The organism is Corallococcus sp. CA054B, assembly GCF_003611625.1.
GTDB classification, from domain to species: domain Bacteria; phylum Myxococcota; class Myxococcia; order Myxococcales; family Myxococcaceae; genus Corallococcus; species Corallococcus coralloides.
The window spans coordinates 1-9,314 of sequence record NZ_RAVY01000287.1 but is presented as its reverse complement, the minus strand read 5'-3'; the positions used below and the strand labels follow the sequence as shown (position 1 = coordinate 9,314).

Annotated in this window: 11 protein-coding genes; 4 read left to right on the top strand and 7 right to left on the bottom strand. The window is 71.4% G+C overall.

Going from position 1 to position 9,314, the window contains the following annotated elements; genetic code table 11:
- Nucleotides 1–220 precede the first annotated feature (220 nt).
- Nucleotides 221–538 (top strand): DUF3817 domain-containing protein, encoded by a 318-nt coding sequence (locus tag D7V80_RS38630; protein WP_120592816.1) that lies wholly within the window; start codon nucleotides 221–223, stop codon nucleotides 536–538.
- 253 nt (nucleotides 539–791) lie between these two features.
- A complete protein-coding gene (locus tag D7V80_RS38625; protein WP_233586047.1) occupies nucleotides 792–1,463 on the top strand; it encodes a Uma2 family endonuclease in 672 nt (223 codons plus the stop codon).
- 10 nt (nucleotides 1,464–1,473) lie between these two features.
- Here D7V80_RS38625 and D7V80_RS42405 read toward each other — a convergent pair whose 3' ends face one another.
- The 4 genes from D7V80_RS42405 to rsfS all read right to left on the bottom strand — a co-directional run bounded on the left by D7V80_RS42405 (nucleotide 1,474) and on the right by rsfS (nucleotide 4,470).
- Complete coding sequence (locus tag D7V80_RS42405; RefSeq protein WP_199738969.1) at nucleotides 1,474–2,175, bottom strand: ComF family protein; 702 nt, start codon at nucleotides 2,173–2,175, stop codon at nucleotides 1,474–1,476.
- A 56-nt stretch (nucleotides 2,176–2,231) separates the two neighbouring features.
- Nucleotides 2,232–3,377 carry an RNA ligase RtcB family protein gene (locus D7V80_RS38610; protein ID WP_120592815.1) on the bottom strand — a complete coding sequence of 382 codons (1,146 nt, stop codon included), beginning with the start codon at nucleotides 3,375–3,377 and terminating at the stop codon, nucleotides 2,232–2,234.
- A 78-nt stretch (nucleotides 3,378–3,455) separates the two neighbouring features.
- Nucleotides 3,456–3,920, bottom strand: a complete 465-nt coding sequence (locus D7V80_RS38605; RefSeq protein WP_014394001.1) for a 23S rRNA (pseudouridine(1915)-N(3))-methyltransferase RlmH — start codon at nucleotides 3,918–3,920, stop codon at nucleotides 3,456–3,458.
- A 4-nt stretch (nucleotides 3,921–3,924) separates the two neighbouring features.
- Nucleotides 3,925–4,470: a ribosome silencing factor gene (gene rsfS, locus D7V80_RS42400; protein ID WP_199738968.1), complete on the bottom strand. Its 546-nt coding sequence runs from the start codon at nucleotides 4,468–4,470 to the stop codon at nucleotides 3,925–3,927.
- Nucleotides 4,471–4,531: 61 nt separating this feature from the next.
- Between rsfS and D7V80_RS38595 the strand changes: the two genes are divergently transcribed.
- Complete coding sequence (locus D7V80_RS38595) at nucleotides 4,532–4,846, top strand: tetratricopeptide repeat protein (RefSeq protein WP_120592814.1); 315 nt, start codon at nucleotides 4,532–4,534, stop codon at nucleotides 4,844–4,846.
- A gap of 14 nt (nucleotides 4,847–4,860) precedes the next feature.
- Here D7V80_RS38595 and D7V80_RS38590 read toward each other — a convergent pair whose 3' ends face one another.
- On the bottom strand, nucleotides 4,861–5,916 hold the full coding sequence (locus D7V80_RS38590; RefSeq protein ID WP_120592813.1) for a hypothetical protein: 1,056 nt from the start codon (nucleotides 5,914–5,916) through the stop codon (nucleotides 4,861–4,863).
- A gap of 135 nt (nucleotides 5,917–6,051) precedes the next feature.
- Between D7V80_RS38590 and D7V80_RS38585 the strand changes: the two genes are divergently transcribed.
- Nucleotides 6,052–6,597 carry a hypothetical protein gene (locus D7V80_RS38585; protein WP_199738967.1) on the top strand — a complete coding sequence of 182 codons (546 nt, stop codon included), beginning with the start codon at nucleotides 6,052–6,054 and terminating at the stop codon, nucleotides 6,595–6,597.
- 29 nt (nucleotides 6,598–6,626) lie between these two features.
- Here D7V80_RS38585 and D7V80_RS38580 read toward each other — a convergent pair whose 3' ends face one another.
- Together D7V80_RS38580 and D7V80_RS38575 are read right to left on the bottom strand one after the other, a co-directional pair.
- Nucleotides 6,627–7,676 carry a TetR family transcriptional regulator gene (locus D7V80_RS38580; protein ID WP_120592811.1) on the bottom strand — a complete coding sequence of 350 codons (1,050 nt, stop codon included), beginning with the start codon at nucleotides 7,674–7,676 and terminating at the stop codon, nucleotides 6,627–6,629.
- Nucleotides 7,677–7,874: 198 nt separating this feature from the next.
- Nucleotides 7,875–9,284, bottom strand: coding sequence for a sigma-54 dependent transcriptional regulator (locus tag D7V80_RS38575; protein WP_120592810.1), 1,410 nt, complete (start codon nucleotides 9,282–9,284; stop codon nucleotides 7,875–7,877).
- Nucleotides 9,285–9,314: the final 30 nt, after the last annotated feature.

Sequence of the window (9,314 nt, the reverse complement as noted above, 5' to 3'; positions counted from 1 at the left end):
GGGGGATAACAGCCTCCGGGGGGGATGGGGGGAGGAAGGCGCCGGGCGTGATGCGTCCGACATCCGGTCCGTGGCCCCCGGGTCACGACGTCAGGCTGGAGCTGGAGCGGGCAGGCATTCCTGTCGGTATCACCGGGGCTCACCGCGCTGACGACGGAAGGCGATACTTCTCCGGCCGCGCGCCTTGACGGTGCGAGAGGGGCGGAGGAGAGAGGATGTCATGCTGAAGACCGCCCTTGGCCGTTTCCGCGCCGTTGCCTTCTGGGAAGGTTTGTCCTTCCTGGTGCTGCTGCTCATCGCCATGCCGTTGAAGTACGTGCTGCACATGCCCCTGGGCGTGCGCGTGGTGGGCATGGCGCACGGCGTGCTGTTCGTGGCGTACCTCTACACGCTGATGATGGCGGCCATCGAATACCGCTGGGGCGTGAAGCGGATCGCCGTGGCGTTCCTGGCCTCGCTCGTGCCGGGCGGGACGTTCTGGCTGGACGCGCAGCTGCGCGGTGAGGCGCTCGCGCTGGAGACGGCGAAGACGCGCTGATTCACCACCTGTCGACCATGATCGGCAACACGCGCATCCGCATTCCCCAGAGGAACGGCGGGGTGTTGAGCACGATGCCGATGACGGCGGGCACGAAGACCCGGAGCGGGATGTCATTCGCCGCGCAGCATTGACGACCTTGGTGGGATTGACCCTGTCGTCAAGACGACCCATCATGTCCTTCATGGAAGATGGGACCCCAGGGGTTGTGCCCGATTATCCACGCGCACCCTCCCAGGCTGCATGGGATGCAATGGACGAAGAGGCGCGGGCACAGGTCGTGGCGTCCCTGCCCGGCGAGGTGACCTGGAATGAGATGCCAATGCCAGAGGGGGATTGGCACACCGGTCCGCGCACCTATGTCTGGAACGTGTTGCGCAGATACTGGGCCCAGCAGTCCCGACGGGCCTATGTGAGCTCCGCGCTCCCCATCTACTATCCCGAGGAGCCACGCTTCGCGCCGGACCTGCTGGTCGTGCTGGATGCGGAACAGCGCACTCGCGACAAGTGGGTTTGTAGCGCCGAGGCCCACGGATTGGACTGGGTCATGGAGGTGCACGCGGGCGGCGACCGGAAGACGGCCGCCGAAGCCAATGTGCAGCGCTACGCCCGCTTGGGGATTCCCGAGTACTTCATCCTCGACGGACGCCACTGCACGCTGGAGTGCTACCGGCTCGCGACACCCGACGCGCGCGTCTACACCCGCCTGGAACCACAGCGGGGGCGATACGTTTCCAATGTGCTGGGACTCGAATTTCAGGCCGAAGGAGAGCGTCTCCAGCTTTGGACGAGCGCCACGCCGCTGCTGACCTACAAAGAGCGTGTCGTCCAACTGGAGGCCGAGCTGCAGTGCCGCGAGGGCCTGGAGCGTCGTCTCAAGGAACTCGAGGCCGAGCTCGCCCGGCTCAAGAAGTCCCAGGGCTGAATCACGGCCATCAGGCGAGGGTGAACGCCCTCGCCAACGTCAGCACCTCCACGCGCGTGGCCCCCGCGTTCCGCAGCGCGACCGCGGCGGCCCGCGCGGTGGATCCCGTGGTGAACACGTCATCCAGGAGCAACACCTCCTGTCCCTTTACCGCCCGCGACGCCACGAACGCTCCAGCCACGTTGCCCGCGCGCTCCGCTTCACTCAGCCCCACCTGCCGGCGCGTCTCCCGCGTGCGCTCCAGCCACCCCGCCGGCGCCGTCCGCCCCGTGGCCTTCGCCAGCTCTCCCGCGAGCAGGTGCGCCTGGTCGTACTGCCGCTTCCGGAAGCGCCGCACGTGCAGCGGCAACGCCACCACGCATCCGGGCGCGGTCCTCAGGAACCGCCGAGCCTCGTCCGCGAGCAGCGCCCCCAGCGGCGCCGCCAGGTCCGGGTGGTCCTCGTACTTGAACCGGTGGATGGCCCTCGCCACCGGCCCCTCGTGCGCGAAGGGCGCCCAGGCCCGGCTGAACGGCGGCGGCACCGTCCGGCAACGGGGACAGGTGTTCCCCGGGAATGCGCCGGGCTCCGCGCACGTCCGGCAACACACCGGCGGCAGCCGCTCCAGCGCCGTGTCACACGGCTCGCAGAACAGCGCGCCCACGCCCGGCAGCACCTTCGCGCAGGCCAGACACATGGGTGGATAGATCAAATCCAACAGGGCCTTCCACATCACCGGGCCTCACAGGGGCAGCGCATCCCGCTCCCCTCGTGCGAGCCCCGTGCCGCTCACTCCGCCGTGCGGCCTCGCGTCTTGTACGTGAGCACCGGCGCCAGCGTCGCCACCACCCGCACCAGCCCCGCCTCCACCAGGTCCGTCACCACGCGGTCGATGGCCTTGTACGCAGGCGGCGCCTCCTCGAAGAGCAGGTCCCGGTCCTCGCACACCACGTGGCTCTTGAAGGACGTGCGCGTCAGCGACTCCGCCGTGAAGCGCTCCTTCAACCGCTCCCGCGCCGCCGAGCGCGTCCACTTGCGTCCCGCGCCGTGCGCCAGGCTGTACGCGCTCTGCTCGCCCGTGCCCACCGGCAACACCAGATAGCTCAGCGCTCCGCGGCTGCCGGGAATCACCACCGGCCCCTCGTCCCAGGGCGCCGCGCCCTTGCGGTGCAACCACCCCACGCGTCCGCCCGCATGCCGCGCCGTCACGCTGTTGTGGCACACGTCCAACACCCGCCGCCCCGTCGCCCCAATCCCATCCAACGTCCGCTGCGCCACCAGCGCCCGGTTCGCCTTCGCCCACAGCACCGCGCCGTCATGCCGCGTCAGGTATGCGCGCGCCTCGTCCGAGTCCGCCGCCAGTCCGCCCGCCGCGTGCCGGTCCACATGCGTGCGCAGGATGGCCTCTCCCAGCCCGCGCGACCCCGAGTGCACGAGCAACAGCAACCGCTCCTCCCGCAGGCCCAGCGCCTCGAAGACGCGCGCGTCGTGCACCTCCTCCACCCGCTGCACCTCCGCGAAGTGGTTGCCGCCGCCCACCGTCCCCAGCGCCGACTCGAAGCCCGCGCCGCTCGCGCCGTGCTCCGCGAGCACCGCCGCCGTGTCGCCCTCCCACGGCCCTTCCAAATCCAGCTTCGCCGCCCACCGCTCCGCCTTCGCCTTGCGCGTCAGCAGGTCCACGTCCCACAACCCCATGCCACAGCCGATGTCGCTGCCCACGAGATAGGGATACAGGAAGCCCTCGGATTCGAAGGCCGCGCCCACCGGAGCGCCCTTGCCGGGATGCAGGTCCGGCAGGCCCACCGCGAGTCTCATCCCGGGCAGGCGCGACACGGCCTCCAGTTGGCGGACGGCCTCGCCCTCCACCCAGGACTGGGGCGAGGCGATGATGCGCACGGTGGCGGCCGTGGAGGTTTCAGAAGAGGACGTGTTCATGATGGCCGCTCCGACGCGGTCCCTTCACGCGCCCTGACGACCCGGTCCCCATCGCCTCGGGGCTGCCTGCCCGGCCGCCTACTTGTGGTAGGGCTCGCCCTTCAGGATGGTGAACGCGCGGTAGAGCTGCTCGATGAGCACCACCCGTGCCAGCCGGTGGGGCAGCGTCATCCGCGACAGCGACATCACCTGATGCGCCGCGCCACGCACCGAGTCGTCCAGGCCCTCGTCCCCGCCAATGACGAAGAGCAGATCCTTCGAGCCCGTCTGCGCCTTGGCGACGTAGCGGGCAAGCTCCACCGAATCCAGCAGCGTGCCGCGCTCGTCCAGCGCCACGATCCAGTCCTGCGGCTTGCGCTTGCCGAGGATGGCGGCGGCCTCCGCGGACTTCGCCTCGCCGGGCTTGAGCTTGCGGCCCGAGGCTTCGTTCAGCTCCAGCAGCTCGAAGCGCGTGTAGTGCTCGAGCCGCCGCGCGTACTCCTGCACGGCGGGCTCGAACAACCCGGAGCGGTCCTTGCCGATGGAGAGGAGGCGGACCTTCACGGCCTTAGGACAGCTTCTCCCGGGGCGCGTCCGCCCAGAGGCCATCCAGGTCGTAGAAGGCGCGCACCTCGCCGTTGAACAGGTGGGCCACGACGTCGTCGTAGTCCAGCAGCACCCACTGGCCCGTCTCCAGGCCTTCCGTGCTGATGGGACGCAGGGGCTGCGCCTCCTGCTTGAGCTGCACCTGGACGTTCTCCGCCATGGCGCTCACCTGGCGGTCGCTCTCGCCGGAGGCGATGACGATGTAGTCCGCGTAGGACGTCATCCCGCGCATGTCGAGGATGACGACGTCCGTGGCCTTCTTGTCCAGCAGCAGGTTGCCGATGCGGCGCGCCAGCTCGCGCGCCTTCGCGTTCTCCGCGGGCTTGGGAGGAGCGGGCGGCGCCGCGGGCTTCGGGGCCTTCTTGCGCGCGGCGGCGGTCTTCTTGCGCGGCGGCGGACGCACGCCCGGCTTCGCCTTCTTGGCGGCCGTCTTCTTGCGGGCCGGAGCCCGGGTCGTGCTCTTCGCCTTCGCCTTCTTGGATGCAGGGGTCTTCTTCTTCGTGGCCATGTGGCGGATACCCTAGCGCACCCTTGGCAAGCTTCCAGCGCTCCTCTAATGGGTTCCGTCCATGAGCGACGCCCGCCTGGAGCAGTTCAAGAAGATGACGGCCCAGTTCCCCGACGCCCCCATGGCCTGGTTCTCCCTGGGAAAGCTCCACCTGGAACGCAAGGAATACGACAGCGCCATCCAGAGCCTGGAGACCGCCGTCCGCCTGGACCCGAAGTACGCCGCCGCCCTCGTCTCCCTGGGGGATGCCTACGCGGGGGCCGGCCAGACGGACAAGGCGAAGGAGGTGCTCACCACCGCCCGGGACCACGCGCTCGCCCAGCAGCACCCCAGCCTGGCCGAGGAGATCGACGAGCGCATCGCCGAGCTGGACTGAGTTGAATTTCGCTCCTAGTCCTGGTCCCGCCAGGTGAAGCCCACGCCGAACACCTGGCGCGTGTAGCGCAGGTCGTTGCGCGGCAGGCGCGTGCTCCAGAGGCCCCAGGACAGCTCCAGGTCCACGCGGGCGGAGACGGGCCGGGCCAGCTTGAGGGACAGCGAGTTCTGCCCCTCGTCCTCCTCCACCAGGATGATCTCCGGCGACAGGAAGATGCCGTCCGGGTAGCGCGCCAGGCCCAGCGTCCCCTGCGCCAGCAGCGTCACCCGCCAGGGCAGCCGCACCCCGGCGCTGCCGACGAGCCGGTGGCGCAGGGCCGTCTCACCGAAGCTGTTGGAGCTGACCTCCTGGAAGGCATAGGTGAGCGACAGCTTCACCGGCCCCCGGTACGTGTAGCCCGCCCCCGCCAGCAGCGCGCCGTCCTGCCGCCGCACGGGGGATGTGCTGACGCCCGGGACGGGCCGGGCGAAGGGGCCGTAGCGGCGCGAACCCCAGTCGCCAAAGACACTCAGCGTGTGGCGCGGGCTCAGCCGGTAGCGGCCGAGGACGCCCACCTCCGGGCCGCCGAAGTCGGCCGTGTGGTCCGGCCGGTACACGAAGCGGCGGGCGCCCAGGCGAAAGCGCAGGGCCAGGCGCACGTCCGGGGCGTACTCGGCGAAGAGGCTGGTGCCCAGGTCCGAGTACGCGCGGCTGCCGCCCCGCCGGTCCTTGGCGTGGCCTTCCGCGCCCACGCCCCACTCGGCGCCCAGGGCAAGCGAGCCCTCCAGCGCGCCCGCCTGCACCAGCGTGTCCTCGTTGTCGTAGTCCAGGTACTTCCGGGCGCCCAGCTCGTACCGGCCCACCACCTGGGCCCGCTCGCCGGTGCCCCGGCCTTCCGCCACGCCCAGCACGCCCAGCGCCAGGTCCGCGCCGGGGCCGGGCGTGGCGCGGTCGGTGAAGTCGCGCGGGGCATTGCTGTCCACGAGGAGCCGGCCGGTGCCCCGGAGCGAGCCCTGCCACTCGGCCGCGCGCGCACCTCCGCCCCAGGGGATGCTGAGGGCCAGGAGGAGCGGGAGGAGGCGGCGGTCCAAGACGCGCGCACCATACTCCGGCCCGCTGGCATCCCCACGCTCGCAAGTGCCCCGTGCGGCCACGTCGTCCCCGGGACACCCGGGGTGTGCCCGCGGTCGGTGACGGCGCACCCGGCCGCCCGGTACATTGGGGCCATGTCTTACGCGTCCTTCCTCGCGGCGGTGGTGGCCGGCCTGGGGCTTTCCGCCTGTTCCCCGGCGTCCTTCACCACGGAGGTCCAGGGCGAGGCCACGGTGCCCGCGAACCCCGCCGGCACCTCCACGCTCCTCAATGCCTTCCCCTCCATCAGCAGCTTCTCCGCGCTGGACTTCAACGAGAACCAGGACTTCAAGAACCGCGACGTCACCAAGGACGAGGTGACGCGCGTGCAGGTGAAGTCGATGACGCTCAAGATCCTGAGCCCCAAGGAACAGGACTTCGGCTTCCTGGACTCGCTGGAGGCCGTGGCCCGCGCGGGCAACTCCGAGTCGCGCTTCGCGGCGCGCGACGGCATCGCGGGCCTGCGTCTGAGCCCGCCCAACCCCACGGTGGGGTTGAACACGGACGGCAGCCCGGACCTGAGGCCCTACGTGGCCGCGCCCAGCATGTCCATCATCCTGCGCGGCACGGGACGCCTGCCGGAGCGCGAGGTGCGCGTGCAGGCCACGGTGGTGCTGGAGGTGGAGGGCGGCCTGCTGTAGCGGGCGTCCAGAGGGCTTCCGGCGCTGCTTCAGGGCGCCAGCGTCTTCGCGCGGCGCTCCAGCGCGCCCGCGCGTCCGTCCAGCTCGCTCGCCAGGGACTCCAGCCGCGCGGCCTCCTGCTCCAGCGAGGACAGGTCCTCCATGCCGCCCGCGGCCAGCGCCTGGGCGCGCACCGGGTCCACCTGGGGCCGCCGGTCGCTGGCGGTGGCGCGGCCAGAGGACGCGTCGCCCATGGTCGGAATGCCTCCGACCCCCGGACCCTGGGTCGGGTCGCCCGCGTAGTCCGGCGACTCCACCATCGAGTCGGTCGGGAGCAGCACCGGCAGCCGGCCGCCCCGCTGGGTGGGGGCCACCTGCAGGCCCCGGTCGCCCACCGTGCGCATGCGCAGGCGGCGGTCCTGGTCGTCGAACATGGACTCCTCGCCCAGGAAGTCGTTCATGCGGCGGTCCAGGTCGCGCTCCTCGCGCACCTCGGTGATGCGCGCCTTGAGGGCCTGGAGCCGCTGGCGCACCTTGTCCTGGCTGTCGCGCAGCGCGTCCGCCTGCGCGAGCAGGTCCTCCGGATCATCCCCGCGCGCCGCGCCATCCAGCGCCGGCACCTGGGAGGCGGGCAGCGCCGCGCGCACGGCCTCGCGTTCGCCGCGCACGGACCGCATCTGCTCCACCAGCCGCGCGCGCTCGGTCCGGTCCGTCGTCGCGTCCCACGCCGCGCGCAGCCGCGTCAGCTCCTGGGACAGCGCGGTGTGCAGCGCCAGGTGCGCGCGCTCCACCTCGCCGTCCGCGCCGGACACCGACTGCGCCAGCCCCGTGAGCTCTCCGCTCAGCTCCTGCGAGCGGCGCAGCGCGGATTCCAGCTCTCCGCCCGCCGTGAGCTTCCCCTGGCGCTGGGCCTTGAGCGCTTCAATGCGCGCGGCCAGGCCGTTGAGCTCCTCGCGCAGTCCCTGCTGCCGGGTGCGCAGGGTGCGTGCCTCCGTGCGCGCCGCCTGGGCCTGCGCGCGCGCCTGCTCCAGGCCGGACGTCGCCCCGGCGGGAGCGGCCACGAACAGGCACAGGAGGAGGGGGAGGGCACGCAACATCATCGGGGGAACATCGTCAGCAAGGCGGATGCCAGTCCTTCCCTCCTACCCCGTTCCCAGGCCCGACGGAAAGCGCCGTGGTTCCGGGCACCTGCACGGCCAGGGTGGGACGGGGTGGGTGGGCCGGACGGTGGAAAGTCATGGGGCCGGGGCGCGGATGACGGATTTCCGAGGCCCCGGGCGCGGGCATCCCTCCTTTGCCTACGAAGCTTCCTCGGGGCGTTCGCCGCGCGGCAGGAAGCCATACTTCTCCAGCTTGTAGTACAGCGCGGAGGTCTTGATGCCCAGCAGCCGGGCGGTCTCCGTCTTCACGCCGCCGGCCTTCTCGTAGGCGCGCGCGATGAGCTGGCGCTCCAGGTCCTCCAGGATTTCGGGCAGGGGACGGTCGCCCTGGGGCACCGGCAGCCCCGCGTCCATGCGCGGCGTCTGGCCGGCCAGGTGCGAGGGCAGGTCCTGCGGGGTGAGCGTGTCTCCCTCGGCGAAGACGAGCGCCTGCTCCATCACGTTCTCCAGCTCGCGCACGTTGCCGGGCCACGCGTGGCGGGTGAGCGCGTGCAGCGTCGCGTCGTCGATGCCGGTGACGCGCCGGTTGACCCTGGGCGCGTGCTTGGCGACGAAGTGGCGCGCGAGCGCGGGCAGGTCCTCGGGGCGCTCGCGCAGGGGCGGCAGGGTGAGCGGGACGATGTGCAGCCGGTAGTAGAGGTCCTCGCGGAAGCGGCCCGCCTTCACCTCCGCCTGGAGGTCGCGGTGCGTGGCGCTCACCACGCGCACGTCCACCTTGAGCGTCTCTTCTCCGCCCACGCGCTGCAGCTCCTTCTCCTGGAGCACGCGCAGGAGCTTGGTCTGCACGGAGGCGGGAATCTCTCCAATCTCGTCCAGGAAGAGGGTGCCGCCGTCGGCCAGCTCGAAGCGGCCCAGCTTGCGCTTCACCGCGCCGGTGAAGGCGCCGCGCTCGTGGCCGAACAGCTCGCTCTCCAGGAGCGTTTCCGCCAGGGCCGCGCAGTGCACCACGACGAAGGGGCCGTCCTTGCGCGGGGAGCGCTGGTGGAACATCCGCGCGACCAGCTCCTTGCCGGTGCCGCTCTCGCCGCGCACCAGCACGGTGGCGTCGCTCGCGGCCACCTTGCGCACCTGGGCGAGCAGCCGCTGCATGGGCTCGCTGTCGCCCACCAGGTCGCGGTGGGTGAGGGCGGCGTCGGCGTCGTGCGCGTCCGTGCGGGCGGTGAGGCGCTCCACCTGGCGGCGCGTGGCGGACAGCTCCAGGCCCTTGTCCACCTTGGCGCGCAGCACCTCCGGGGGGAAGGGCTTGGTGATGAAGTCGTAGGCGCCCTCCTGCATGGCCAGCACGGCGGTCTCGATGGTGCCGAACGCCGTCACCACCATGACGACGGCGCCAGGGTCCGCCTGCTTGAGCGCGCGCGTCACGGCGATGCCGTCCATGCCGTCCATCTTCAGGTCCGTGACGACCAGGTCGAAGGGGCCCTTCTTGTACGCGGCGAGCCCGTCCGCCCCGCTCCGCACCGCGGACACGGTGTGGCCGGAGCGGGTGAGGGTGACGGTCATGCCCTCGCGGAGGGTGTCGTGGTCGTCGATGACGAGGATGCGGGCCATGCGCCTGCTCGGGAAGGAAGGGTGGGGGGC

Excerpts from the sequence above, each read along its gene's own strand:
- D7V80_RS38630 (WP_120592816.1), top strand. The coding sequence starts at position 221 with ATGCTGAAGACCGCCCTTGGCCGTTTCCGCGCCGTTGCCTTCTGGGAA.
- D7V80_RS38625 (WP_233586047.1), top strand. The coding sequence starts at position 792 with ATGGACGAAGAGGCGCGGGCACAGGTCGTGGCGTCCCTGCCCGGCGAG.
- D7V80_RS42405 (WP_199738969.1), bottom strand. The coding sequence starts at position 2,175 with ATGTGGAAGGCCCTGTTGGATTTGATCTATCCACCCATGTGTCTGGCC.
- D7V80_RS38610 (WP_120592815.1), bottom strand. The coding sequence starts at position 3,377 with ATGAACACGTCCTCTTCTGAAACCTCCACGGCCGCCACCGTGCGCATC.
- rsfS (WP_199738968.1), bottom strand. The coding sequence starts at position 4,470 with ATGGCCACGAAGAAGAAGACCCCTGCATCCAAGAAGGCGAAGGCGAAG.
- D7V80_RS38595 (WP_120592814.1), top strand. The coding sequence starts at position 4,532 with ATGAGCGACGCCCGCCTGGAGCAGTTCAAGAAGATGACGGCCCAGTTC.
- D7V80_RS38585 (WP_199738967.1), top strand. The coding sequence starts at position 6,052 with ATGTCTTACGCGTCCTTCCTCGCGGCGGTGGTGGCCGGCCTGGGGCTT.
- D7V80_RS38580 (WP_120592811.1), bottom strand. The coding sequence starts at position 7,676 with ATGATGTTGCGTGCCCTCCCCCTCCTCCTGTGCCTGTTCGTGGCCGCT.
- D7V80_RS38575 (WP_120592810.1), bottom strand. The coding sequence starts at position 9,284 with ATGGCCCGCATCCTCGTCATCGACGACCACGACACCCTCCGCGAGGGC.